Here is a 25,188-nt window from a genome sequence, read left to right as displayed (position 1 = left end):
GGTGTTCTTGTATTAACAAGTATAACAGCTGTTTTAAGCATGATTGCAACTATGTTGTAGAAATAAATAACTACTGTAGTATACATAAATATAAAAACCATATATAACTTGATGTAGTTAAAAATTTACAGAATTCTAGTTATGTATGGTTTTTAGAATTTATAAAGATAAAAAATAATTTTTATAATAGTTGCATATTTTAAGGGAAAATATTATTATAAGATATAAATATAGTGATAAATTTATAAAAACGTGCTAAGATTGGACTTGAGATATAATAAATAAATGGATAATATGGATAATAATGTTTTAAATTTTATTTATTGACCATAATGTATAAATAGTGATATTATTAGACTTAACTGTTTGAATAAAACTTTTCTTTTTCATGCCTTCAATTTCCAAAAAAAAAGTATGTATATAAATGAATATATAGATGAGGAGGATTTTTTTGATTTTAGATGATAAAGTATTAGAAGGATTGGGTAGTAAAACATTAGTTGAACTACGAGAAATAGCAAAAGAATTAAAAATAAAATCAATTACTACATATAAGAAAAATGAGCTAATTGAGATTATAAATTCTAAGAGCAAGAACGAAGTAAAAACAAGTGATATTAAAGTGAGTGAAGAAATTAAAGATAAAAATGAAAATATAAAAGAAGACATAAAAAATAGAAAAGAAAATATAGAGAGCGAAAGCATAGAAAAAGAAGTTGAATATAAGAGCCCTGCCAAATCATATAACAAAAAAGATATGGATAATCAAAATATTTCCCAAAGCCAAGATAACAGAAACCAAAAAAATGATTATAATAAGACATCAAATACAAATGATTACAATAAGGCGTCAAATACATGTAATAGAATGGTCAGAAATAATAATAAAAACTATTATATGCCTAAACAAGTTGATGAATCTAAGATAGTAGATGAATTTAACACATCAAAGGAAGATGAAGTGGTCGGTGTACTTGAGATTTTACCAGATGGATTTGGTTTTTTAAGAGGCTCAAATTATTTATCTACTGAAGGCGATGTATATGTTTCGCCATCTCAAATAAGAAGATTTAATATGAAAACAGGAGATAAGATTAAGGGTATAACTAGACATCCAAAAAGTGGAGAAAAGTTTAGAGCACTTTTATATGTTCAAAAGATAAATGATGAAAATCCTGATACAGCTATACAAAGAAATGCATTTGAGACATTGACACCAATATTTCCAGAAGAACGACTTACACTGGAAACAAATAGAAATGAGATAGCCACAAGAATTATAGATTTAATTTCTCCTATAGGTAAAGGACAAAGAGGATTGATAGTAGCACCTCCAAAAGCTGGGAAAACAGTTCTTTTAAAAAGTGTCGCAAACAGTATAGCTAAAAACCATCCAAATGTTGAACTTATAGTACTTCTTATAGATGAAAGACCAGAGGAAGTTACTGATATGAAGGAATCTATTGAAGGAGATGTTATATATTCTACTTTTGACCAAGTATCAAGTCATCATGTTAAGGTTGCAGAAATGGTATTAAATAGAGCTCAAAGACTAGTTGAACACGGTAAAGATGTAGTAATATTACTAGACAGTATAACTAGACTTGCAAGAGCATATAACCTTACAATATCTCCTACAGGTAGAACTTTATCTGGAGGTATTGACCCTGGGGCACTTCATGGACCTAAAAAATTCTTTGGAGCTGCTAGAAATATAAGACAAGGTGGTTCCCTGACAATACTAGGAACAGCATTAGTTGAAACTGGTTCTAGAATGGATGATGTAATTTTCGAGGAATTTAAAGGTACAGGAAATATGGAATTACATTTAGATAGAAAATTAGCTGAAAAAAGGATATTCCCTGCAATTGATATTTATAAGTCTGGGACAAGAAGAGATGACCTATTGCTTGATGATGAAGAAAAAACAGCTCTTTGGAGATTAAGAAGAGAAATGAGTAATAATTCAGTGATGGAAATCACAGATAAAGTCATTGAACTTATAAAAAGAACCAAAGACAATAAAGAATTTGTAAAATCGATAAAGAGTTTGTAAAATCAAGGAATAATTGTAAAAATAGATTATATAAAGTAATAGAAAAATCACTTGAATGGCATAATAAGTTATGCTATAATAATGTAGTTGATAATGTAAAAAGAAAGTTAATATAATTAATTTTTTTAAATAAAGAGAAGAGGTGACTATAATGCAAAAGGAAATACAACCAAAATATAATCCAGTTGAAGTGCGTTGTGCTTGTGGGAACACATTTGTTGCTGGTTCAACTAAGGACGAAATAAAAGTTGAAATATGTTCAGAGTGCCATCCATTCTATACAGGAAAACAAAAGAACATAGAAAAAGGTGGAAGAATCGACAAATTCAAAAAAAGATTCAAAATGGACTAATTTTTATAAAAGTGGAGTTGGAGGAAGCCAACTCCTATTTTATTACAAAAAAAGGTTCATATTCTACTTTAAATTGTCTTTTTGTATTATAATAATAAATATGTTAAATTAAGTATTTAAAATGCAATTGAATGAGGTGAGTGGATGGGAAAGCAATCTGTAGGTGGTCAAGCTGTTATTGAAGGCGTAATGATGCAATCAAAAGATAAAAGAGCTGTAGCTGTTAGAAAAAGTGACGGAGAAATAGCCTTAAAAGAAGATAGAATAAAAAGTTGGGTAAGAGATAAGAATATAGACAAGATACCTTTTATTAGAGGTTCTTTTGTTATGATAGATACAATGATTCAAGGAATAAAGAGCTTGAACTTTTCTTCAGAGTTTTTTATGGAAGAAGCTGAAGAGGACAAATTTGACTTATTTATGAAGAAGATTTTTAAAGATAAGGCAAATGATATACTTATAGTATTTTCCTTGGTTATAGCCATGATACTTTCAGCTGGTTTATTTATTTTTATACCTACACTAGTAGGAGGGGCTTTTTCTAAGGTAATACCTAGTGATTTTATGCTCAATTTAATAGAAGGTATTATAAGGATAGTTATATTATTTGCATATATAGTATTGATTTCTAGAAGTAAGGATATAGAAAGAGTATTTCAATATCATGGCGCAGAGCATAAATCCATATATTGTTATGAAAATAATTTGGAACTTACAGTAGAAAACGCTAGAAAATTTAAAAGACTTCACCCTAGATGTGGTACAAATTTTTTGTTTATAGTTATGGCTGTATCAATAATACTATTTGCATTTTTTGGTTGGCCAAATCCAATACTTAGGATATTTATGAGAATCATATGCGTTCCTATAGTAGCAGGATTATCTTATGAAGTAATTAGAATTCTTGGAAAATACGACAATGGATTTACTAAGATTATTGCATATCCAGGTATGATGTTGCAATACTTTACGACTAAAGAGCCTGATGATGAGCAGTTAGAAGTAGCTTTAGAAGCATTAAAGGCAGTAGTAGATTAAAGAAAAGGGTATTTATTATGACGATAAAAGATATAATTATTAAATATTCAGAGGAATTTAAAGGTATAAGTGATACTCCAAGACTAGATACAGAATTATTGTTACAAAAAGCATTAGGTGACGTTGATAGATTGTATATTCACTTAAATCTAAGTAAAGAATTAACTGAAGAACAGAAAACAGAATTTATAGGTTTTGCAGAAGAAAGAATAAATGGAAGACCAATAGCATATATAGTTGAAAATAGGGAGTTTATGGGACTAGATTTCTTTGTTAAGGAAGGAGTATTAATCCCAAGACCAGATACAGAAACTTTGGTAGAAGAAATAATTGAAATATGTAAAGGTAGAAAGAATGTAAGCATACTAGATATAGGTACTGGTTCAGGTGCGATTACAGTTAGCTTAGCAAAATATATTGAAAATTCTAAATTGATGTCTTTTGATATATCAGAAACAGCCTTAGAAATAGGAAAGAAAAATGCTATTATAAATGAAGTTGATGAAAAAATAGAGTACATTAAATCAGATTTATTTACAGTATTGAATAATAGTGATATAAAATTTGATATTATAGTTTCAAATCCACCATATATAAAAAAACAAGACATAGAAACACTACACACACAAGTTAAAGATTATGAGCCATATAATGCACTTGAGGGTGGAGAAGATGGATTGGATTTTTATAGAAAAATAACAGAGCAAGGTAAGAAATATTTAAATCAATGTGGAATATTAGCATATGAAGTTGGTCACAATCAAGCTGAAGATGTAATTAATATTATGAAAAGTAATGGATATAAAAAAATATATACAAAGAAGGATATACAAGGCATTGATAGAGTTGTTATAGGATACAATATATGATATAATCAACAATTGATATGTTACATTTAATCGAGGTGAAAGTATGTTAAAAAAATTAGAGGTATTGGAAGATACATATAAAGACTTAAGTGAAAAAATAGGTGATCCTGATGTAATAAATGATCAAAAAGTTTGGCAAAAGTATATAAAAGAACATGCTGACTTAGAGCCTATTGTTATGAAATACAGAGAGTACAAAAGCGTTTTAGATAGCATAAAGGAATCAAAAGAAATTTTACAAGAAGAGTCAGATGAAGAGTTAAGAGAATTAGCTAAAATGGAACTATCTGAAATGGAAGAAAAAGTAGCTCCAATAGAAGAAGAAATAAAAATACTACTATTACCTAAAGACCCTAATGATGACAAGAACGTTATAGTTGAAATTAGAGGTGGAGCTGGAGGAGATGAAGCAGCTCTATTTGCAGGTGATTTATTTAGAATGTATTCGAGATATGCTGAGAGAAGAAGATGGAAAATAGAATTATTAAGTGCTAGTGATACTGGAGTGGGTGGATATAAAGAAGTATCTTTTATGATAAAAGGTAAAGGAGCTTACTCAAGATTAAAGTATGAATCTGGAGTTCATAGAGTTCAAAGGATACCATCAACTGAATCTGGTGGAAGAATACACACATCAACTTCTACTGTTGCAGTATTACCAGAGGTTGAAGATGTAGAAGTTGACATAAATCCAAATGATTTAAGAATAGACGTTTTCCGTTCTTCAGGTAATGGAGGGCAAAGTGTCAATACTACTGACTCTGCTGTTAGGGTAACACACATACCTACAGGTGAAGTAGTATCTTGTCAAGATGGAAAATCACAATTAAAAAATAAAGAGCAAGCTTTAAAAATATTAAAAGCGAGACTTTACGATAAAGCATTGGCAGAACAACACAAAGATATAGCAGCAGAAAGAAAAAGCCAAGTCGGAACTGGTGACAGATCAGAAAGAATAAGAACATATAATTTCCCTCAAGGTAGAATAAGTGACCATAGAATAAATTTAACTTTATATAAGCTAGATGCATTCTTAGATGGGGATATAGATGAAATGATAGACGCTTTAATTACTGTTGACCAAACAGAAAAAATGACTGCAATATAAGGAATGTTTTAAAAGAGCTGTTTCTTTCTAGAAATTATTTTCTATTTTGAAACAGCTATTTTGCATTTTAGGTCATGTTATCATATTCTACTGTATATAATTGTTATATACAAGTACAGGAGGGTTATATGATACTAAAAGTAACAATAATTGGACTTTTGGCAGGTGTTATAGGGACAGGATTAGGAGGAGTTATATCAGCTATCTTTAAAAGAGAAGTTGATAAATACCTAAATTTCTTTATGGGATTGTCTGGCGGAATAATGTTGGCTGTAGTAGTATTTGATTTGATGAAAGAATCCATGGATAAAATGGGAGTAATCAATACAGTTATATTTACATTTGTTGGAGCTCTCATAACTATGTACATAAAAACAAGATTGGATGTATCTGGAAGTATGGCATCTGGATATCTTATATTCATAAGTATATTACTACATAATTTACCAGAAGGATTGGCTATTGGTTCTTCTTTTATGTCAACAGAAAGCTTAGGTATCACTCTTGCTATAGTAATAGGTCTACATAACATACCAGAAGGATTAGCTATGGCATTGGGTCTGATATGTAATAAAATGAGGATGAGTAAAGTTATTTTATTTACAATAATAGCTGGATTGCCTATGGGTCTAGGAAGTTTTTTAGGTGTTTATTTTGGAGGAGTGTTTACTTCTCTTATAGGTGTATTTCTTGCTACAGCAGGAGGTACAATGATGTATGTTGTATTGGAAGAAATTTTTCCGCATTCAAAAAGTGTGTATTGTATAGTTGGTTTTTTGTTAGGTACAATAATTGTAAACTATATCTAAAATTAAAATGAAAGCAGGCATACGAAAGATGAAGACTATTATAAGTAATATTGATATAAATAATATTGATTATGAGGAAATAAAAATACAAGCAAAACTTCTTAGAGAAGGTAAGACGGTTATTTTTCCAACTGAGACAGTATATGGATTAGGTGCAAATGCATTAGATGAAAATGCAGTAAAGAAGATTTATGAAGCTAAAGGTAGACCTAGTGATAATCCACTTATAGTCCATATTTATGAAAAAGAAGAAGTTTATGATTTAGCTAAAGATATAAGTGATAAAGCTAAACTTGTTATGGAAAAACTTTGGCCAGGGCCTATAACCATAATACTAAATAAAAAAGATATAATTCCATATAGAACTAGTGGAGGACTTGATACAGTTGCAATAAGAATGCCTTCTCATATTATTGCCAGGGCAATAATAAAAGAAGCAGGCATACCTATTGCAGCTCCTTCTGCAAATATATCAGGGAGACCATCCCCAACAAAAGCGAAACATGTATATGAAGAAATGAATGGAAGAGTTGATGGAATAGTTTTAGGAGGAGATAGTAACTTTGGACTAGAATCAACTGTATTAGACCTTACAGAAGAGATTCCTATGATATTAAGACCTGGAAGTATAACTAAAGAAGTCTTAGAAGAAATTCTTGGTGAAGTAAGGCTTGATCCATCATTAAGTAAAAAAGAAGATAATCAAAAAGCCAAGGCTCCAGGAATGAAATATAAACATTATTCACCAAATGCAGACGTATATATTATATCTGGCAAAAGGGAGAATGTAGCAACAAAGATTAATGATATGATAAAATCTAATAAAGAAAAAGGTCTAAAAACAGGTGTAATGTGCATTAGTAGAAATAAAGAGTTTTATAATGGAGAAGTAATAGATTTGGGGAGTACTCTTGAGGAAGTAGCAAGTAATTTGTTTGATGCTCTCATAGAAATGGATAAAAAAGGTATGGATGTTATATATTCTGAGGAATTTCCTAAGAGCGGTGTCGGACAAGCAATTATGAATAGATTACTTAAGTCAGCAGGATATAAAGTAATAAAAGCTTAAAAAGGAGTTGTGAAATATGAATATACTTATTGTATGTACAGGAAATACTTGTAGAAGTCCTATGGCTGAAGTTATATTAAAGAAAGCTATTGAGGAGTCTGGAAAAAATATTGAAGAATATTGCATATCCTCAGCGGGTATATCTACAGCAAATGGTATGGATGCTTCTAATAATTCTATAGAAGCTTTAAAAGAGCTTGGAATAGATTTATCAAATCATAAAAGTAGAGTAATTACTAAGGATTTATTAGATAAATCAGATATCATACTAACAATGACTAAATCTCATAAAGAAATTTTAGTCCAAGCAGTTCCAAAATGCAAAGAAAAAGTGTATACTTTTAAAGGGTTCGCAAATCAGGATGAGTCAGATATATCTGACCCATTTGGTGGAAGCTTGGATACTTATAGAGATACTATGAAAGAAATAATATATTCTGTCAACCAAATAGTAAAAAATATATAAAACGGAGGATAAAGAAATGAAAATAGGATTAGGCTGTGACCATGGAGGATATAATTTAAAAAAAGAAATAATAAACTATTTAGAAGGAAAAGGGATTGAATGTGTAGATTATGGAACTAAGAATGCTACAGATTCTGTTGATTATCCTGCGTATGGAGAAATAGTTGCAAATGCAGTTATAGATAAAGATGTAGATTATGGAATATTATGCTGTGGTACAGGGATAGGAATATCTTTAGCTGCCAATAAAGTTCCTGGAATAAGATGTGCAGTTGTATCAGATGTATTTTCTGCAAAAATGTCAAAAGCACACAATGATGCAAATATGTTGTCATTAGGTGAAAGAGTTTTAGGTAAAGGTTTAGCACTTGAAATAGTTGAGGCTTGGATTAGTACAGATTTTGAAGGTGATAGACATGCTAGAAGAGTAAATATGATTAAATCAATAGAAGAAAAACACAATAAATAATAAAAATTACAGTTTTATCAGGAGGAATTATCAAAATGAGCAAAGTGGTAGAGACAAACCATCCATTAATACAACATAAACTAACTTTAATGAGAGATAAAAATACTGGTTCTAAAGATTTCAGAGAACTTTTAACTGAAATTGCAATGCTAATGGGATACGAAATAACAAAAGATATACCATTAAAAGATGTAGAAATAGAGACTCCTATTCAAAAAACATCATCTAAAGTTGTTGCAGGTAAAAAACTAGCTATAATTCCAATTTTAAGAGCAGGGCTTGGAATGGTAGATGGTTTAGTAAGTTTAATGCCTGCAGCAAAAGTTGGTCATGTAGGATTATATAGAGACCCAGAAACATTAAAACCAGTTGAATATTATTGTAAACTTCCTCAAGACATAGGAGAAAGAGATATAATAGTAGTTGACCCTATGCTTGCTACAGGAGGTTCTGCTGTTGCAGCAATAGATTTACTTAAATCTAAAGGAGCTAAAAGTATAAAATTAGCTAATTTAGTAGCTGCACCTGAAGGAATACAAGAAGTACAAAAATATCATGATGATGTTGATATATATGTTGCATCAATTGATGAGAAATTAAATGAACATGGATATATAATTCCTGGTCTTGGTGATGCAGGAGACAGATTATTTGGAACTAAATAAAAATTAATAACTATAAATATTTATTGGGAACTTTCTTATATAGTAAAAATTATTTAATATAAGGAGGTTCCTTTTTATATGTATTTTCTCATAATAAGAATTCTTGAATTGATAAATTTCTCGAATTGAGAATAAAAAGCTTTTACCAATTAATAAAGAATGGCTATTTTACTTGAGTTTACAAATTATGAGCAATTTTAAATATGGCATGTTAGTTGCTTACGATTAAATTGATATATATTAATTGAGTTTAAATTAAAATATTAATGATATTATTGGGAGTGATAATACATGAAAAAATGTATAGTAGTAAGAGGAGCTGGAGATTTAGCAACAGCAGTTATACATAAGTTACACAATAGTGGTTTTAAAGTGGTTGCATTAGAAATAGAAGAGCCTTTAGCAATAAGAAGACAGGTCTCTTTTTGTGAGGCTGTATATGAAAAGGAAGTTACTATTGAAGGTATAAAGTGTAAACTTTGTAAAAACAAAGACGAAATCGAAAAAACGTTATCTCAAGATAAAGTAGCACTTATTGTAGACCCAAAAGGAGAAAAACTATCTGAGATAAATCCAGTTGTTTTGATTGATGGAATATTAGCCAAAAAAAATTTGGGTACAACTAAGGATATGGCTCCACTTACAATAGCTTTAGGACCTGGATTTTGTGCAGGAGAAGATGTTGATGTGGTCATAGAGACAATGAGAGGTCATAATCTAGGAAGAATAATAACCAGTGGTAGAGCTGAAAAAAATACAGGAATACCAGGTGCAATAAAAGGGATTTCTAAAGAAAGAGTAATACACTCAGAACATAGCGGAATAATGGAAAATGTATGTAAGATAGGCGATATAGTTGAAAAGGGTGATTTACTTTGTTATATTAATGATTATGGACAAAAATATGAAGTTAGAGCAACAATATCTGGAGTTCTTAGAGGATTACTAAAAGAGGGAGCAAAAGTAAATAAAAATTTAAAAATATTAGACATAGACCCTAGAAAAGAGGAAGTTAAGAATGCTTTTACCATATCAGATAAAGCTAGATGTATAGCTGGAGGGGTTTTAGAAGCCATATTAAAAAATGGAATCTATCCAATAAATTAATTTATGATAAATAAGACTATTAATATTTCATTAAGGTGATATAATAAATTTAATAGATTAAGGAGAGCATATAAAGGGTATTTAAAATTTAAATGGTAAAAATGCTCTTTTTTTATTGGACATTCAATTGACATGTGTATATAATATAAAAATAAGTATTTATTTAGGAAGAAATCTAATAAATATATATGAGACCAGTACATAAACAAAGAGGAGAAAAGTAAATTATGAGACCATCATGGGATGAATACTTTATGGAAATTGCAGAAGTGGTAAAAAAGCGTTCAACTTGTATTAGGAGACAGGTAGGAGCTGTTATTGTAAGAGATAAACAAATTCTAACAACTGGATATAATGGTTCCCCAAGAAATCTTGAACATTGTGAAAATATTGGGTGCAAAAGACAGGAACTAAATATTCCTTCAGGAGAAAGACATGAACTGTGTAGGGCATTGCATGCTGAGCAAAATGCTATAATACAGGCTGCCCATAATGGTATTAGTGTAGCTGGAGCAACTTTATATGTTACTACAAGACCTTGTGTTTTGTGTGCAAAAATGTGCATAAATGCAGGGATATTGAAAATTGTTTATGAAGGCGATTATCCAGATGATATGTCTACAGAATTGTTAGAAGAAGCAGGAATAGAACTTATAAAATTCTAGTAGATAAATTTTTAGTGAATAATTTTAGAATGACAATAAACGATAAAATTTGACACTGAAATACATGCTCATGAAATGATTAAAAGAAAGTGTTTGAAAAATAATCAGATTAGTAGTAAGATATATTTTATAATTAAATAAATTTATGATATAGATTAATTACATGTTATTTATTTTGTAATAATGAGGGATACTATTTATGAGTAAAAAAAATACACATATGGAAATTGCAAAGCTGTTTAGTTTAATAAGTCAGATAGGATTGATGATTGTAATATCAATATTAGGATGTACTTTCTTAGGAAAATTTTTAGATAGTAAATTAAATACAAGTCCAGTTCTAACAATAATATTTTTACTGTTAGGGGTTGGAGGTGCTTTTAGTGGTGTTTATAAAACTCTGATAGTATATACACGAAGGAAGTGATATATTGGATATAAAATTACTTAACCAAGTAAGGTCAGTAACAAAGGGTATAGTAATATTTGATGTAATTTTAATTGTGCTAATGTTGATAACATCAACATTAAGTAAGCCAGTATTTTTAGGACTTATATTTGGCTCTATAATAGCTATGTTAAATTTTAGATTATTAGCAATCTCACTAGAAAAAACAGTGTCATTGCCAGCTGGAAAAGCACAAGCTTATGCATCAGCACAATATACCATTAGGCTATTTATAATGGCAGTTGTTCTATTTGCTTCAGCTAAGGTTCCACATTTAAATATAATCGGAACAGCACTAGGATTATTGAGTACAAAGTTTGTCATATTATCAAAAAACTTTATAAATAAATTAAAGAGGAAGGAGGCGTAAGTATGAGTCAAGCGCATTATTATCTCATAGGAAACTTTAAAATTAGTGAAACAATACTAGTGAGTTGGGGAATAATGGCCTTTTTAGCGATAGCATCTTATTTTTTAACTAGAAATTTGAAAAAAGTTCCAACCAGTAAAGTTCAAATATTTTTGGAATTTGCAATAGGTGGTCTTGCTAAAATGGTTACAAATGTTATGGGTAAAAACACAGTAAAAAGAATGCCATATATGATACCATACATAGGAAGTTTGTTTTTATTTTTCGCATGCTCAAATTTAAGCCCATTACTTGGATTAAGATCACCAACAACCGACCTAGATACAACTGCTGCATGGGCAATGATTACATTTTTTATGATTTATTTTGCAGGAGTTAAATTTAAAGGAGTATCATACTTTAAAGAATTGGCTCAACCACTTGCCATAATGTTACCAATTAACATTATAGGTGAGTTAGCTAGACCAATATCATTAAGTTTCCGTCCATTTGGAAATATCTTAGGTGGAACAATTATAATGGGTCTATTTTATCAACTTTTAGGTTTTATATCTAGTCTAATACCAGGATTATCAATACCAATTGGACAGATACTAATACCAGTACCATTACACTTGTACTTCGATTTATTTGCAGGATTGTTACAAGCATATATATTTATAATGTTAACAATGGTGTTTATATCAAGTGCAGGGGAATTAGATTAAGAAATCAACTTATATTAAGATAAAAAACAATTTAAATTTTTAAATTTTAAGGAGGAAATAATTATGGAAACAGCAATAGTAGCGGCAGCATCAGCAATAGGAGCAGGAATAGCAGTTGCAACAGGTATAGGTGCAGGAATTGGTCAAGGTGTAGCAGCAGGTAAGGCAGCAGAAGCAGTAGGAAATCAACCAGAAGCTAAAGGTGATATAACTTCAACTTTATTACTAGGTGTTGCTATAGCAGAGTCTTCAGCAATATATGGCTTGGTTGTATCAATAATACTTCTATTCGTAAATCCATTCTTCAAATACTTAGGAATGTAGATTTAGTCCTTAAATATTTTGAGATAGGTTTTATAGATAAATCATCTCAAACTTATAATCACGAGATGAATTTTATCATCTCGTGATTATAAGTAGTTATGATTTATGGAAAGGAGGATAATTATGGAGAAAGCACTAGTAGGTATAACATGGGAATTTGTATTCCAAATTGTTAATACTTTTATAATATTTTTACTTCTAAGAAAGCTTTTATTTAAGCCAGTTTTAAATATAATCCAATCAAGAGAAAATGATATTAAAAATGACTTAGCAGAAGGCGAAAAAGCAAAAAACGAAGGATTGGCACTAAAAAAAGAATATGAGTCAAAAATCAATTTTGCTAAAGACGAAGGTCAAGAAATCATAAAACAAGCAACTATAAGAGCAGAGAAAAAATCAGATGACATAATAAGTACTGCAAAACAAGATGCTCTTAATATAAAAGATAAAGCAAGCAAAGATATAGAACAAGAAAAACAAAAGGTTATGAATGAAATTAAGAGTGATATATCAAATATAGCACTACTTGCAGCATCTAAAGTTATTGAAAAAGATTTAGATAAATCTAAACATGAAGAATTGATAGAAAACTTTATAAAAGAGGTAGGGGAGGCTAAATGATAAATGTAGTAGCAAATAGATATGCCGAAGCCCTGTTTCAATTAGGAGAAGAAGAAAATTCAACTGATATATTATTTAAAGAATTAGAAAAAGTAGTAGATATGATGACTAAAGTTAGCAAAGATTTCTACAAAGTTTTAAAATCACCATTAGTTTCAAAATCAGAAAAGAAAAACTTGGTAGAAATCATTTTTGATAAGGAAGTAAGTTCTAACATAAAAAATTTCTTAAAAGTTTTGGTAGATAAAGATAGAATAGCGTTTTTGGAAGACATAGAGTTAGCTTATAAAGACTTATTAAATAAGAAAAATAATATAATTGATGGTGTCGCAATAAGTGCGATTCCAATGAGTGAAACAGATATTAAAGAACTTGAAGTTAAACTTTCAAACAAATACAACAAAAATGTTACTATAGAAAATGTAGTTGACAAGACTATACTAGGGGGAGTTCTAGTTAGACTTGGAAATGAGCAGATAGATGGCACTGTAAAAACTCGTCTAGATAAGATGAAAGAAAAGCTATCTGAAGTAATATCTTAAGAATGGCGGTGAACCCATGAACTTAAAACCTGAAGAAATAAGTTCTATAATTAAACAGCAAATAAAGAATTATGAGAATAAAGTTGAATTGACAGATACAGGTAGTGTTTTAACCGTTGGGGATGGTATAGCTAGTGTATATGGATTAGAAAAAGCTATGTCTGGTGAGTTACTAGAGTTCCCAGGTGAAGTATATGGTATGGCACTTAACTTAGAAGAAGAAGTAGTTGGAGCTGTTATACTTGGAGATGACAGTGGAATAAAAGAAGGCGATATAGTTAAGAGAACTGGAAGAATAGTTGAAGTTCCAGTTGGAGAAGCCTTAATAGGTAGAGTTGTAAATTCTCTAGGTCAGCCAATAGATGGAAAAGGACCTATAGCTTGTACAAAAACTAGACCAGTTGAATCTGAAGCACCTGGTATAATAGATAGAAGATCTGTTTATGAGCCATTACAAACAGGTATAAAATCAATAGATTCAATGATACCAATTGGTAGAGGTCAGAGAGAGTTAATAATAGGTGACAGACAAACTGGTAAAACATCTATAGTTGTAGACACTATATTAAATCAAAAAGGAAAAGATGTTATCTGTATATATGTAGCAATTGGGCAAAAACGTTCTACTATAGCTCAATTAGTTAGCTCATTAGAAAAAGGTGGAGCTTTAGACTATACAATAGTAGTTTCAGCAACAGCATCTGAATCAGCACCACTTCAATATATAGCACCATACGCTGGAGCAGCTATGGGTGAAGAATTTATGTACAATGGAAAACATGTGCTTATAGTATATGATGATTTAAGTAAACAAGCCGTTGCATATAGAGAAATGTCATTATTACTTAGAAGACCACCAGGACGTGAGGCATATCCTGGAGATGTATTCTACTTACATTCAAGATTACTTGAAAGAGCAGCTAAGTTATCTGATGAATTAGGAGGAGGCTCAATGACTGCCTTACCTATAATAGAAACTCAAGCTGGAGACGTTTCTGCGTATATACCAACAAATGTTATATCTATAACAGACGGTCAAATATACTTACAACCAGAATTATTCTATTCAGGTGTAAGACCAGCAGTTGACCCTGGTATATCAGTATCGAGGGTTGGTGGTTCTGCGCAAATTAAGGCAATGAAAAAAGTTGCAGGTACATTGAAACTTGCATATTCACAATATAGAGAGCTTGCAGCATTCTCACAATTTGGTTCTGACTTAGATGAAGATACTAAAAAGAGACTTGCTCAAGGTGAAAGAATCGTTGAGATATTAAAACAAGGTGAGCATCAACCAATAAAAGTTGAAAATCAAGTTATAATAATATACGCTGTTATAAATAATCACTTGGAAGATATTCCAATAGATAATATAGCTAGATTTGAATCAGAATTGTATGCATTTGTAGATAATAATTATCCAGAAATATCAAGAAAAATATTAGATGGAGAAGACTTCACTCATGATTTAACAGATGCAATAAATGAATTTAAAGAAAAGTTTGTTGTTGAAGTATAATCCTTTTTAAAAAAGGAGGTAAATTAATTGGCAGGAGCTGGAATTAAAGCGATTAAAACACGTATGGGGAGTGTTGAAAGTACAAAACAAATAACTAAAGCAATGGAACTTGTTGCATCTTCTAAGCTTAGAAAAGCAAAAGAAAAAGCTGAAGATTCAAGAGAATACTTTAATACTTTGTACGATACAGTAAAAGATATTGCCCAAACAACACGTGGAGTTAGAAATGAATTTTTAAAAGTAAGAGAAGTAAAAAATAAATGCTATATAGTGGTAGCTGGAGATAGAGGTCTTGCAGGTGGATACAATTCCAATGTATTAAAGGAATCTGTATCTCACATGGAAGGAAAAAAAGAAACAGTTATCACAGTAGGAAAGAAGGCACACGAGTTTTTTTCTAAGAGAAATTACAATATAGCAAAAGATATAAATAGTGTTGAAGCTTGTGGATATGAAGAAGCGATAGAAATTTCACAAACTGTTATTGACCTGTATAAAAAAGGTGAAGTAGATGAAGTTTATATAGCTTATACAAAGTTTAAATCAGCGTTATTACAAGAAGTTGAAGTTTTAAAATTGCTTCCATTGGTGTTTGAAAAAGATACAGATGACCATGGAATTGTAATAAAAGAAGAAAAACAAAATAAATCGAAAGTACAATATATACCATCAGCAGAAGCAGTCTTAAGTTATATTGTGCCTCAGTTTGTATCAGGTACAATATATGGTGGGATTTTAGAATCTTTTGCATCAGAGCAAGGAGCTAGAAGAACTGCGATGGAATCAGCCACAGATAATGCGAATGAAATGCTATCTAATTTAGAGTTAAGTTATAACAGAGCAAGACAGTCAGCTGTAACTCAAGAAATAACAGAGATAGTTGGTGGAGTTGAAGCTCTAAAATAGGGAGGTTAGGAAATGGCAAATGTAGGTGAAATAGTACAGATTGTAGGAGCTGTACTAGATGTTAAGTTTGATAATGAACAAAGCCTACCTAACTTATTAAATGCGTTAGTAATAAAGTTAGGAGATAAAGAAATAGTTGCAGAAGTTGCTCAACATATAGGTGATGATACAGTAAGATGTATCTCTATGAGTGCAACAGATGGACTTGTAAGAGGTATGGAAGTTGTAGATACAGGAGGACCAATAAGTGTTCCTGTTGGAGATGAAACTTTAGGTAGAATATTCAATGTTCTTGGAAAACCAGTTGATGGAAAACCAGCTCCAAAGTCTGCGCCTAAGTTACCTATACATAGACCAGCACCAGCATATGACGAACTAGAAACTACAGCTGAAATACTAGAAACAGGTATTAAGGTAGTTGATTTGCTAGCACCATATCTGAAAGGTGGAAAAATAGGTCTATTTGGAGGAGCAGGAGTAGGAAAAACAGTTTTAATACAAGAACTTATAAACAACATTGCTAAGCAACATGGTGGTATTTCTGTATTCTCAGGAGTAGGAGAAAGAACAAGAGAAGGTAATGACCTTTATGGAGAAATGAGTGAGTCTGGAGTTATAAATAAGACAGCTCTAGTATTTGGTCAGATGAATGAGCCACCTGGAGCAAGAATGAGAGTCGCTTTAACTGGACTTACAATGGCAGAACATTTTAGAGATGAGCAAGGACAAGACGTCTTACTTTTCGTTGATAATATATTCCGTTTCACACAAGCTGGTTCAGAAGTTTCAGCACTTCTAGGACGTATGCCATCAGCTGTTGGTTACCAACCAACATTAGCTACTGAAATGGGTGCACTTCAAGAGAGGATAACGTCAACTAAGAAAGGTTCAATAACATCTGTTCAAGCAGTATATGTACCAGCAGATGACTTAACTGACCCAGCACCAGCTACAACATTCTCTCACTTAGATGCAAAAACAGTTTTATCTAGACAAATATCATCACTTGGTATATATCCAGCGGTTGACCCTCTTGAATCTACATCAAGAATTCTTGACCCTAGTATAGTAGGAAAAGAACATTATGAAGTAGCCAGAGGAGTTCAATCAATACTTCAAAGATATAAAGAACTACAAGATATAATTGCCATACTTGGTATGGATGAATTGTCTGATGAAGATAAGTTAATAGTTGCACGTGCTAGAAAAATACAAAGATTCTTATCTCAATCGTTTACAGTTGCAGAGCAATTTACAGGAAATCCAGGTCAATATGTTCCTGTTAAAGAAACTGTAAGAGGATTCAAAGAGATACTTGAAGGTAAACATGATGACTTACCAGAGTCAGCATTCCTGTTTGTAGGTACAATAGAAGATGCTGTTAAAAAAGCGAAGGGAAGTATGTAGTCATGGCTAGTGAATTTTCATTGAAAGTTGTAACTCCAAATGATACATTTTATGATGGAGAAGTTGAAATGATAGTAGTTAGAACTACAAAGGGAGACAAAGGGGTATTGAAAGGTCATATACCATTTGTTTCAGGCATACCTGTAGGGACTTTGAAGATAAAAAAAGATGGAAATTTTAAAGAAGCAAAAATATCAGAAGGATTTGTTAATGTAGAGCAAAATAAAACCGTTATATTGACAGAATCTGCTGAATGGATTTAATAACTTAATATAAAACATGAAAAGTCATTTTTACTAAAATTATTTTTGGTCAAAGTGACTTTTTTATGTTCTGGCGTTAATAAAATAACAACAAATAGAGTTTAAAGTATGGAGAAATTGTACTGATAATAAATTCACAAAATGTTTGAATTTACTGCAAAATTATGTTGTAATTAATAAGATAAAGAAAGTTTAGATAGATTATATAGAAGTGAAAAAATATTCATATAAGGAATCTATATAAAATTTTTATAAAATTTAAAAAATTTGCTTACTTGTGTAGTATAATAAATAATATAATAGATTTACATAGGTTATTTATTATAAATAATTTTAAAAGTTACAATTTTATTATAATGATTATTAAATTGGTATAAGTAACATAAACTAAACAATAATAGGTATTATCAATAGTAAATTTATAAATTCATTATTAAATGAAAAGAGCTATTATAAATTTTCTGGAGGAAAAATGGATATATTTGATATTGGAGTGGACATAGTTGAAATTGACAGAATAAAAAAAGCTGTAGAAAAAAATAATCGGTTTTTAGAGAAAATGTTTACAGATAAAGAAATTGAATATTTTAATTCTAAAAATTTTAAGGCAGAAAGTATAGCTGGTAATTTTGCGGCTAAGGAAGCTATAAGTAAATCTATGGGTACAGGAATCAGAATGTTTAACTTTAAAGATATAGAGGTTCTCAGAAATGAAATGGGAAAACCAATAGTAAAAACTTATAATAATCTGGCAAAAATGTGCATAGATTATAATGTTTTAGAAATAAAAGTTTCAATATCACATTCAAAAGATTATGCTATAGCAAATGCGATAACTATAATTAAGGACTAAGGAGTGATTACACTATGATGGATAAAACAGCAAAAGAAATAATGACAACAGATGTAATAGTAGCAAAACAAGATGATAGTATAGCAGATGTAGCTAATATGCTAATTGCAGAGAAAATAGGAGGATTGCCAGTTGTAGATTCAGAAAATAAAGTTGTTGGAATAATTTCTGAAACAGACATTCTTAAAAAAGAAAAATATATAGAAGCACCTCTCTATATAAATTTATTACAAGGGCTGATTTTTTTAGATGATTTAAAAAAGGTAGAAAAAGACATAAAGCAAGTAGCAGCGTATAAAGTCGGAGAACTGATGTCTAAAGACATAATAAAAGTTCATGAAGATGATAAGTTCGATGATGTGGCTAATATAATGATTAAAAAATCAATAAACAGAGTTCCTGTAGTAGATGATGACAATAAAATTAAAGGTATAATTTGTAGATATGATATAATAAAAGCTTTATATAATGAATAAACTGAAGTAGGAGGTGTGATGTGAGAAAAAAGTGGACTATAGTATGTATTATGTTCTTGGCACTGGTTATAATTGTAATAGGATGCCAAAAACGACAGTCCACAAAAGAAGAAGTATACAAAGACTTTCAAAAGCAGATTTCTGATATGAATTCTTACAGTTGTAAAGCTGAAGTAGAAGTAGTTGGAAATAAGAGCCCACACAATTATGTTTTAATTCATACTTATAAAAAAACTGATAACTATAAATTAGAAGTAATTTCCCCAAAACACTTAAAGGGAAAAAGTATAGAGTATCAAGGTGATAAAATATTAGTTAAAAATCCAAATATCAGTGATATAGTGGAATTGCCTAATACAGGAAAAAATAATCAATATCTTTTTATAGGAGACTTTATAAAAAATTATCTTCAAAACGAAGAGATGAAAATAAAGTTATCCAAAGGAAATTTGGTTTTAGAGACTTTTATTCCTGGGGATAATAAATATTTTAATAAGCAAGTATTATATGTAAATACTGACACAAAGAACCCTGAAAAGATGGAAGTGTTGGATAATGAAGGAGTGCCAAGATTTACAGTAAAATACAGAGATTTTGAATACAGAAACTAAGGGGGACTAAAGAAATGCAAAAAATAACAGTGCCTACATGGGCAGAGATAAATCTAGATAACTTAAGATTTAACTTAAAAAATATTAAAAATTTATTAGAAGAAGATATTAAGGTTTGTGGAGTAATAAAAGCTGATGCATATGGACATGGTGCAGTAGAAGTTGCAAAATTATTACAAAAGGAAAAAGTAGATTATTTAGCAGTAGCAAGAACTGCTGAAGGAATTGAACTTAGACAAAATGGTATAACACTTCCTATTTTGAACTTAGGATATACTCCAGATGAAGCTTTTGAAGATTCTATAAAAAATAAAATAACTATGACAGTTTATTCTTTAGAAACAGCACAAAAGATAAACGAAATTGCAAAATCTTTAGGAGAAAAAGCCTGTGTTCACATTAAAATAGACTCAGGAATGACTAGAATAGGTTTCCAACCTAATGAAGAGTCAGTTCAGGATATAGTAAAATTAAATAAATTAGAATATATAAATTTAGAAGGTATGTTTACTCATTTTGCTACAGCTGATGAAGTAAGTAAAGAGTACACTTATAAACAAGCTAATAATTATAAATTTATGTCTGATAAGTTAGATGAAGCTGGTGTAGAAATAGCTATAAAGCATGTATCAAATAGTGCAGCTATTATGGATTGCCCTGATTTAAGATTAAATATGGTAAGAGCAGGAATAATATTATATGGTCATTATCCATCTGATGATGTATTTAAAGAAAGGCTAGAACTAAAGCCAGCCATGAAATTAAAATCAAAAATCGGACATATAAAACAAGTTGAACCAGGTATAGGAATAAGTTATGGACTAAAATATACAACTACTAGTATGGAAACAATAGCTACAATTCCAATAGGATATGCAGATGGATTTACTAGAATTCAAAAGAATCCAAAAGTTATTATTAAAGGAGAAGTATTTGATGTAGTTGGTAGAATTTGTATGGATCAAATAATGGTTAGAATTGACAAAGATGTAGACATAAAAGTTGGAGATGAGGTTATACTATTTGGAGAAGGTGAAGTTACAGCTGAACGTATAGCCAAAGACTTAGGAACTATAAACTATGAAGTGTTATGCATGATATCAAGAAGAGTTGACCGTGTTTATATGGAAAATAATGAGCTTGTACAAATAAACAGTTATTTGCTAAAATAAAACCATGATATTATAATCTGGGAGGCGATTTTGTGTACGATAAGAGTAAAGAAAAAATAGAAGTTACTTTACCAGACTCTCTGATTTCTGAAGTTGATAGTATTGTTCAGATGGAGAACAGTAACAGAGAAGATTTTGCAAAAGCTGCTTTTCAGTTCTATATAACTCAGAAAAAGAGAATTCATATTAAAGAATCTATGAAAACGGGTTATAGAGAAATGGGTCAAATTAATCTGTCATTAGCTGAACTAGGTATGACAGTTGACGAAGTATCTTCTGATGATAAAAATGAAGGGAAGATTGCCCAAGGTGAGTACTAATTGTGAAATAAAGCGTGGTGATTTATATTACGCTGATTTAAGTCCAGTTGTTGGTTCAGAACAGGGAGGAGTTAGGCCTGTTCTGATAATACAAAATGATGTAGGTAATAAATATAGTCCTACAGTTATAGTATCAGCTATAACATCTCAGATTAATAAAGCCAAATTACCTACTCATGTAGAGATAAGTTCCAATGAATATGGGCTTAATAAAGACTCAGTGATTCTTTTAGAACAAATCAGAACTATTGATAAAAAGAGGCTGAGGGAAAAAATTGGTTGTCTAGATGAAAATATGATGATAAAAGTAGATGATGGACTTCAAATAAGTTTAGGATTGTTTACTTTTTAAAGAGGGATTTGTCTTTTGTTAGACAATCCCTTTTTTCTTTAAAAATATTTCATAGAGTTTAATTTTAGTGCCTAAGCTAATAAAATCAAAAATAACGAAAAAAAATAGCATAAAAGTGATATAATAATATGGAATTGATATAAAAATTACAAACTCAAGGGAGGTAATTACATGAGAGACCATAAAGGATTAAATGAGATTGCGCGTATCATAAGAAGAGATATAGTTTCTATGATACATAGAGCCAAATCTGGACATCCAGGAGGGTCATTATCAGTAGTTGAAATACTTACTGCGTTATACTTTGATGAAATGAATGTGGATTCTTCAAATCCTAAAATGGAGGATAGAGATAGATTTGTATTATCAAAAGGACATGCTGCACCAGCATTATATGCAACATTGGCTGAAAAAGGTTATTTTGATAAGGAAGAATTAAATGGGCTGAGGAAAATAGGAAGAATGTTACAAGGGCATCCAGATATGAAAGGAACACCTGGTGTGGAGATATCTACAGGTTCCTTAGGTCAAGGTTTCTCGGCTGCATGTGGGATGGCTATGGCATCAAAATTAGATAATGCACCATGGAATGTGTACACTTTACTTGGTGATGGAGAAGTTCAAGAAGGTATTGTTTGGGAAGCTGCTATGAGTGCAGCACATTATAAACTTGATAATTTAATTGCTTTTTTAGACAATAATGGACTTCAGATAGATGGAAACATAGAAAGTGTAATGAACTTAGGTTCAATAGTTGATAAATTTAAGGCTTTTGGATGGAATGTAATTGAAATAGATGGTCATGATTTTGACCAAATATTTGCTGCTCTTGATATAGCTAAATCAACAGTTAAAAAGCCTACAATGATAGTTGCAAAGACTATAAAAGGTAAAGGAATATCTTTTATGGAAAATCAAGCAGGATGGCATGGAACAGCTCCAAATGATGCAGAACTAGAGCAAGCCTTACTTGAATTAGGAGGTGCTGACAATGAATAAAATGGCAACAAGAGAAGCATATGGTAAAGCCTTGGTAAAATTAGGACAAATAAATGACAATGTTGTAGTATTAGATGCAGATTTATCAAAGTCTACAAAGACACATGATTTTTATGAAGCATTTCCAGATAGATTTTTTAATATGGGTATAGCTGAACAAAATCTAATAGGTGCTGCTTGTGGGTTATCAACTGCTGGAAAAATACCTTTTGCTAGTACTTTTGCTATGTTTGCTACAGGAAGAGCATTTGAGATTATAAGAAATTCAGTTTGTTATCCAAAATTAAATGTAAAAATTTGTGCTACTCATGCAGGACTTACTGTTGGAGAAGATGGAGCATCTCATGAAAGTGTAGAGGATATTGCAATAATGAGAGCTATACCAAATATGACAGTTCTTGTTCCAGCTGATGGAGTAGAGACAGAGAAGATGATTTTTGAAATAGCTAAATACAATGGACCTGTTTATGTTAGACTAGGAAGAAGTTCAGTTCCAGTTTTATTTGAAGAGGATTATCACTTTGAAATAGGAAAAGGTGTAGTACTAAGAGATGGCAATGATGTCACGATTATAGCTTGTGGGATTATGGTGAATGATGCTATATTAGCACAAGAAAAATTGCAAGAAGAAGGTATTAGTGCTAGAGTCATAAATATGTCAACAATAAAACCTATAGATAAGGATTTAATATTAAAATCAGCAAAAGAAACTAATGCCATTGTAACTGTAGAAGAACATAGTATAATTGGAGGATTAGGTTCTGCTGTAAGTGAGACAGTTGGAGAATCTTATCCAACTATTGTAAAAAAAGTTGGGATTAAGGATTCTTTTGGAGAATCTGGTGCTCCAAACGAATTGTTAAAAAAATATGAATTAACTTGTGATGACATAGTAAAAGCTGTAAAAGAAGCTATTCTTGCAAAAAGAATGTAAGAAATATAAATTATGCATGTTTGTTAACAATATAATATGTGTAAAAGAGAGATATAAAGCATTATATGAATTTGTATCTCTCTTTTTTATACACTATATCAATTTATCAAAAACCTAACCGAATATTCAAATTTTTACAAAAATAGAGAAAATATTCAAATATATATTGACTATTCAGAAAAATATGACTAATATATAGTTTATAGGGAAATTAGTTTTATACATATAATAACTACTTAGATAAAAAGAATTTAAAGAATTGTATGAAGGGAGGTATACTGTATAAAAAATATGCTATAAGTTTTAAGTTATTATACAAAATACAAAAAGTTTTAAAACAGTTATCATGGATTTTATGTTAAAGGAAATTGTAAGTAGTTTATCGAAGTAATTAAGCAGATGAAAAAATTTCACGTGGGGAGGTAACTGAGATATGTCAGAAAAAGTAAATGTTAAAACAGTCATCAGTTTCGCAGGAGCTTATGTAGCAACAGTAATCGGTTCTGGGTTTGCAACAGGACAAGAAATAATGCAATTTTTCACTTTTTATGGGTTTGCAGGTATTATTGGTGGGATAATTTCAATGGTATTATTCTCATGGATGGGTGCTTCAGTAATGTCAAAAGGTAAAGAACTTCAACTTAAGGAACCTATCAAAATTTATCGTGTTTATTGTGGTAAGTATTTAGGAATATTCTTTGAGTGGTTTGGACCTTTATTCTTATTTGGTGTTTTCGTAGTAATGATTTCAGGAGCAGGAGCAACTTTAACTGAATACTATGGATTAAATCCATTTGTAGGTAGAATAGGTATGGCAGTAGTAGCATTATTAACTGTTTCATTAGGTCTTGATAAATTATCAAAGATACTAGGTGGAATAGGACCTATAATAATAATATTTACACTTTTAGTTGGAGCTATAAGTTTAAGCAGTAATATAGGTAATTTATCTCAAGCAGGAGAGATTCTTAAAACTGTAGAGGTAACTAGACCAGTTCCAAACGCATACCTATCTGGTGTAATATACACTACTTATAATACAATCGTTGTCATGGCGTTCTTAACAGGATTAGGAGCAAGTGCTGCTAATAAAAAAGAAGCTGTTTGTGGTGGTATACTAGGTGGGGTAGCACTTATGGCAGCAGCTATAATGATGAACTTAGCAATGCTTTCTGATATAGGAAACTTATATTCAAAAGCAATACCTTCATTATTCTTAGCTGATAAGATTTCACCACTAGTTGGAGTTTTATTCTCAATAGTTCTTATATTAGGAATATATACAACAGCTGTACCTTTATTATGGTCAGTAACTAATAGATTTGTAGATGATAATCATCCTAAATTCAAATTAATAACAGTAATAACAGCTATATTAGGTCTTATAGGAGGATTCTTACCATTTGATAAGCTGGTTGGCATCTTATATCCATATACCGGATATATGGGCGTCATAATACTGGTTTGTGTTCTTTATAGACAGATTACAAAAACATCTGGCTATCAAGAAGGAGTTAATGGTAAATAAATAATTTAGAATTGTAAAATAAAGAGTTATATAAAAATAATTTAATTGTTTTTATATAACTCTTTTTTATTTTATAATTTATTTGTCACAAAATCCTTTTTTTAATTGTTTTATACTTGAAGACAATTGTTAATAAACATTTTATTATTGGTGATTTAAAGTC

The 25,188-nt window shown here is 30.5% G+C and carries 31 protein-coding genes; all 31 read left to right on the top strand.

The genetic code is table 11. The features are described from left to right. The first annotated feature begins 436 nt into the window (after positions 1-436). The 31 genes from rho to IC219_RS16005 all read left to right on the top strand — a co-directional run bounded on the left by rho (position 437) and on the right by IC219_RS16005 (position 25,025). Entirely contained in the window at positions 437-2,056 is a 1,620-nt protein-coding gene (rho, locus tag IC219_RS16155) for a transcription termination factor Rho (protein WP_227436272.1), read from the top strand. A gap of 151 nt (positions 2,057-2,207) precedes the next feature. Further along, positions 2,208-2,408, top strand: coding sequence for a 50S ribosomal protein L31 (gene rpmE / locus IC219_RS16150; RefSeq protein WP_003421397.1), 201 nt, complete (start codon positions 2,208-2,210; stop codon positions 2,406-2,408). A 144-nt stretch (positions 2,409-2,552) separates the two neighbouring features. Beyond that, positions 2,553-3,446, top strand: a complete 894-nt coding sequence (locus IC219_RS16145; protein WP_227436270.1) for a DUF1385 domain-containing protein — start codon at positions 2,553-2,555, stop codon at positions 3,444-3,446. A gap of 17 nt (positions 3,447-3,463) precedes the next feature. Next, entirely contained in the window at positions 3,464-4,315 is an 852-nt protein-coding gene (prmC, locus tag IC219_RS16140; RefSeq protein WP_227436268.1) for a peptide chain release factor N(5)-glutamine methyltransferase, read from the top strand. Positions 4,316-4,358: 43 nt separating this feature from the next. Further along, positions 4,359-5,423, top strand: a complete 1,065-nt coding sequence (prfA, locus tag IC219_RS16135; RefSeq protein WP_227436258.1) for a peptide chain release factor 1 — start codon at positions 4,359-4,361, stop codon at positions 5,421-5,423. A 128-nt stretch (positions 5,424-5,551) separates the two neighbouring features. Continuing rightward, positions 5,552-6,232, top strand: a complete 681-nt coding sequence (locus IC219_RS16130) for a ZIP family metal transporter (protein ID WP_227436256.1) — start codon at positions 5,552-5,554, stop codon at positions 6,230-6,232. A gap of 28 nt (positions 6,233-6,260) precedes the next feature. Next, positions 6,261-7,301, top strand: a complete 1,041-nt coding sequence (locus tag IC219_RS16125; protein ID WP_227436254.1) for an L-threonylcarbamoyladenylate synthase — start codon at positions 6,261-6,263, stop codon at positions 7,299-7,301. A gap of 16 nt (positions 7,302-7,317) precedes the next feature. After that, entirely contained in the window at positions 7,318-7,767 is a 450-nt protein-coding gene (locus IC219_RS16120) for a low molecular weight protein arginine phosphatase (protein WP_227436252.1), read from the top strand. Positions 7,768-7,783: 16 nt separating this feature from the next. Continuing rightward, complete coding sequence (gene rpiB, locus IC219_RS16115; protein WP_227436250.1) at positions 7,784-8,236, top strand: ribose 5-phosphate isomerase B; 453 nt, start codon at positions 7,784-7,786, stop codon at positions 8,234-8,236. A 35-nt stretch (positions 8,237-8,271) separates the two neighbouring features. Beyond that, positions 8,272-8,901 carry a uracil phosphoribosyltransferase gene (gene upp, locus IC219_RS16110; RefSeq protein WP_227436248.1) on the top strand — a complete coding sequence of 210 codons (630 nt, stop codon included), beginning with the start codon at positions 8,272-8,274 and terminating at the stop codon, positions 8,899-8,901. 291 nt (positions 8,902-9,192) lie between these two features. Continuing rightward, positions 9,193-10,008, top strand: a complete 816-nt coding sequence (gene yqeB / locus IC219_RS16105) for a selenium-dependent molybdenum cofactor biosynthesis protein YqeB (protein ID WP_227436246.1) — start codon at positions 9,193-9,195, stop codon at positions 10,006-10,008. 227 nt (positions 10,009-10,235) lie between these two features. Then, positions 10,236-10,673, top strand: coding sequence for a deoxycytidylate deaminase (locus IC219_RS16100; RefSeq protein ID WP_227436245.1), 438 nt, complete (start codon positions 10,236-10,238; stop codon positions 10,671-10,673). A 199-nt stretch (positions 10,674-10,872) separates the two neighbouring features. Next, entirely contained in the window at positions 10,873-11,100 is a 228-nt protein-coding gene (locus IC219_RS16095; RefSeq protein ID WP_227436243.1) for an AtpZ/AtpI family protein, read from the top strand. Between the two features lie 4 nt (positions 11,101-11,104). Continuing rightward, positions 11,105-11,491 (top strand): ATP synthase subunit I, encoded by a 387-nt coding sequence (locus tag IC219_RS16090; protein ID WP_227436241.1) that lies wholly within the window; start codon positions 11,105-11,107, stop codon positions 11,489-11,491. 2 nt (positions 11,492-11,493) lie between these two features. Continuing rightward, positions 11,494-12,198, top strand: coding sequence for a F0F1 ATP synthase subunit A (locus IC219_RS16085; protein WP_227436239.1), 705 nt, complete (start codon positions 11,494-11,496; stop codon positions 12,196-12,198). A gap of 63 nt (positions 12,199-12,261) precedes the next feature. After that, complete coding sequence (gene atpE / locus IC219_RS16080) at positions 12,262-12,522, top strand: ATP synthase F0 subunit C (protein WP_021386434.1); 261 nt, start codon at positions 12,262-12,264, stop codon at positions 12,520-12,522. A 123-nt stretch (positions 12,523-12,645) separates the two neighbouring features. Beyond that, complete coding sequence (atpF, locus tag IC219_RS16075; protein ID WP_227436237.1) at positions 12,646-13,143, top strand: F0F1 ATP synthase subunit B; 498 nt, start codon at positions 12,646-12,648, stop codon at positions 13,141-13,143. Continuing rightward, positions 13,140-13,685, top strand: coding sequence for a F0F1 ATP synthase subunit delta (locus tag IC219_RS16070; RefSeq protein WP_227436235.1), 546 nt, complete (start codon positions 13,140-13,142; stop codon positions 13,683-13,685). The genes atpF and IC219_RS16070 overlap by 4 nt, the downstream gene beginning before the upstream one ends. 16 nt (positions 13,686-13,701) lie before the next feature. Beyond that, positions 13,702-15,204 (top strand): F0F1 ATP synthase subunit alpha, encoded by a 1,503-nt coding sequence (atpA, locus tag IC219_RS16065; RefSeq protein ID WP_227831522.1) that lies wholly within the window; start codon positions 13,702-13,704, stop codon positions 15,202-15,204. Positions 15,205-15,231: 27 nt separating this feature from the next. Further along, entirely contained in the window at positions 15,232-16,110 is an 879-nt protein-coding gene (atpG, locus tag IC219_RS16060) for an ATP synthase F1 subunit gamma (protein WP_227436233.1), read from the top strand. A gap of 12 nt (positions 16,111-16,122) precedes the next feature. After that, positions 16,123-17,517: a F0F1 ATP synthase subunit beta gene (atpD, locus tag IC219_RS16055; RefSeq protein WP_227436232.1), complete on the top strand. Its 1,395-nt coding sequence runs from the start codon at positions 16,123-16,125 to the stop codon at positions 17,515-17,517. Between the two features lie 2 nt (positions 17,518-17,519). After that, on the top strand, positions 17,520-17,780 hold the full coding sequence (gene atpC, locus IC219_RS16050; RefSeq protein WP_227831521.1) for an ATP synthase F1 subunit epsilon: 261 nt from the start codon (positions 17,520-17,522) through the stop codon (positions 17,778-17,780). A gap of 472 nt (positions 17,781-18,252) precedes the next feature. Then, positions 18,253-18,633 carry a holo-ACP synthase gene (acpS, locus tag IC219_RS16045; protein ID WP_227436228.1) on the top strand — a complete coding sequence of 127 codons (381 nt, stop codon included), beginning with the start codon at positions 18,253-18,255 and terminating at the stop codon, positions 18,631-18,633. 14 nt (positions 18,634-18,647) lie between these two features. Beyond that, entirely contained in the window at positions 18,648-19,109 is a 462-nt protein-coding gene (locus tag IC219_RS16040; RefSeq protein WP_227436219.1) for a CBS domain-containing protein, read from the top strand. A 20-nt stretch (positions 19,110-19,129) separates the two neighbouring features. After that, positions 19,130-19,720, top strand: coding sequence for a germination lipoprotein GerS (gene gerS / locus IC219_RS16035; protein WP_227829072.1), 591 nt, complete (start codon positions 19,130-19,132; stop codon positions 19,718-19,720). Between the two features lie 14 nt (positions 19,721-19,734). Further along, positions 19,735-20,892, top strand: coding sequence for an alanine racemase (alr, locus tag IC219_RS16030; protein ID WP_227436215.1), 1,158 nt, complete (start codon positions 19,735-19,737; stop codon positions 20,890-20,892). A gap of 32 nt (positions 20,893-20,924) precedes the next feature. Continuing rightward, positions 20,925-21,212: an antitoxin gene (locus tag IC219_RS16025; protein WP_227436214.1), complete on the top strand. Its 288-nt coding sequence runs from the start codon at positions 20,925-20,927 to the stop codon at positions 21,210-21,212. Then, positions 21,181-21,564: a type II toxin-antitoxin system PemK/MazF family toxin gene (locus IC219_RS16020; RefSeq protein WP_003421356.1), complete on the top strand. Its 384-nt coding sequence runs from the start codon at positions 21,181-21,183 to the stop codon at positions 21,562-21,564. Before IC219_RS16025 ends, IC219_RS16020 begins: the two co-directional genes overlap by 32 nt. A gap of 171 nt (positions 21,565-21,735) precedes the next feature. After that, positions 21,736-22,563, top strand: a complete 828-nt coding sequence (locus IC219_RS16015) for a transketolase (protein WP_227436212.1) — start codon at positions 21,736-21,738, stop codon at positions 22,561-22,563. Continuing rightward, on the top strand, positions 22,556-23,497 hold the full coding sequence (locus IC219_RS16010) for a transketolase family protein (protein ID WP_227831520.1): 942 nt from the start codon (positions 22,556-22,558) through the stop codon (positions 23,495-23,497). The genes IC219_RS16015 and IC219_RS16010 overlap by 8 nt, the downstream gene beginning before the upstream one ends. A 433-nt stretch (positions 23,498-23,930) precedes the next feature. After that, positions 23,931-25,025, top strand: coding sequence for a hypothetical protein (locus tag IC219_RS16005; RefSeq protein WP_227483590.1), 1,095 nt, complete (start codon positions 23,931-23,933; stop codon positions 25,023-25,025). Positions 25,026-25,188 lie beyond the last annotated feature (163 nt).

The organism is Clostridioides sp. ES-W-0018-02 (assembly GCF_020658175.1).
Classification (GTDB): Bacteria; Bacillota; Clostridia; order Peptostreptococcales; family Peptostreptococcaceae; genus Clostridioides.
The sequence above is the reverse complement of the archived record's forward strand: the minus strand, read 5'-3'. Positions and strand labels throughout refer to the sequence as shown.

Coding starts and splice junctions, on each gene's coding strand:
- rho (WP_227436272.1), top strand. CDS start 437: ATGAGGAGGATTTTTTTGATTTTAGATGATAAAGTATTAGAAGGATTG.
- rpmE (WP_003421397.1), top strand. CDS start 2,208: ATGCAAAAGGAAATACAACCAAAATATAATCCAGTTGAAGTGCGTTGT.
- IC219_RS16145 (WP_227436270.1), top strand. CDS start 2,553: ATGGGAAAGCAATCTGTAGGTGGTCAAGCTGTTATTGAAGGCGTAATG.
- prmC (WP_227436268.1), top strand. CDS start 3,464: ATGACGATAAAAGATATAATTATTAAATATTCAGAGGAATTTAAAGGT.
- prfA (WP_227436258.1), top strand. CDS start 4,359: ATGTTAAAAAAATTAGAGGTATTGGAAGATACATATAAAGACTTAAGT.
- IC219_RS16130 (WP_227436256.1), top strand. CDS start 5,552: ATGATACTAAAAGTAACAATAATTGGACTTTTGGCAGGTGTTATAGGG.
- IC219_RS16125 (WP_227436254.1), top strand. CDS start 6,261: ATGAAGACTATTATAAGTAATATTGATATAAATAATATTGATTATGAG.
- IC219_RS16120 (WP_227436252.1), top strand. CDS start 7,318: ATGAATATACTTATTGTATGTACAGGAAATACTTGTAGAAGTCCTATG.
- rpiB (WP_227436250.1), top strand. CDS start 7,784: ATGAAAATAGGATTAGGCTGTGACCATGGAGGATATAATTTAAAAAAA.
- upp (WP_227436248.1), top strand. CDS start 8,272: ATGAGCAAAGTGGTAGAGACAAACCATCCATTAATACAACATAAACTA.
- yqeB (WP_227436246.1), top strand. CDS start 9,193: ATGAAAAAATGTATAGTAGTAAGAGGAGCTGGAGATTTAGCAACAGCA.
- IC219_RS16100 (WP_227436245.1), top strand. CDS start 10,236: ATGAGACCATCATGGGATGAATACTTTATGGAAATTGCAGAAGTGGTA.
- IC219_RS16095 (WP_227436243.1), top strand. CDS start 10,873: ATGAGTAAAAAAAATACACATATGGAAATTGCAAAGCTGTTTAGTTTA.
- IC219_RS16085 (WP_227436239.1), top strand. CDS start 11,494: ATGAGTCAAGCGCATTATTATCTCATAGGAAACTTTAAAATTAGTGAA.
- atpE (WP_021386434.1), top strand. CDS start 12,262: ATGGAAACAGCAATAGTAGCGGCAGCATCAGCAATAGGAGCAGGAATA.
- atpF (WP_227436237.1), top strand. CDS start 12,646: ATGGAGAAAGCACTAGTAGGTATAACATGGGAATTTGTATTCCAAATT.
- IC219_RS16070 (WP_227436235.1), top strand. CDS start 13,140: ATGATAAATGTAGTAGCAAATAGATATGCCGAAGCCCTGTTTCAATTA.
- atpA (WP_227831522.1), top strand. CDS start 13,702: ATGAACTTAAAACCTGAAGAAATAAGTTCTATAATTAAACAGCAAATA.
- atpD (WP_227436232.1), top strand. CDS start 16,123: ATGGCAAATGTAGGTGAAATAGTACAGATTGTAGGAGCTGTACTAGAT.
- atpC (WP_227831521.1), top strand. CDS start 17,520: ATGGCTAGTGAATTTTCATTGAAAGTTGTAACTCCAAATGATACATTT.
- acpS (WP_227436228.1), top strand. CDS start 18,253: ATGGATATATTTGATATTGGAGTGGACATAGTTGAAATTGACAGAATA.
- IC219_RS16040 (WP_227436219.1), top strand. CDS start 18,648: ATGATGGATAAAACAGCAAAAGAAATAATGACAACAGATGTAATAGTA.
- alr (WP_227436215.1), top strand. CDS start 19,735: ATGCAAAAAATAACAGTGCCTACATGGGCAGAGATAAATCTAGATAAC.
- IC219_RS16020 (WP_003421356.1), top strand. CDS start 21,181: ATGAAGGGAAGATTGCCCAAGGTGAGTACTAATTGTGAAATAAAGCGT.
- IC219_RS16015 (WP_227436212.1), top strand. CDS start 21,736: ATGAGAGACCATAAAGGATTAAATGAGATTGCGCGTATCATAAGAAGA.
- IC219_RS16010 (WP_227831520.1), top strand. CDS start 22,556: ATGAATAAAATGGCAACAAGAGAAGCATATGGTAAAGCCTTGGTAAAA.
- IC219_RS16005 (WP_227483590.1), top strand. CDS start 23,931: ATGTCAGAAAAAGTAAATGTTAAAACAGTCATCAGTTTCGCAGGAGCT.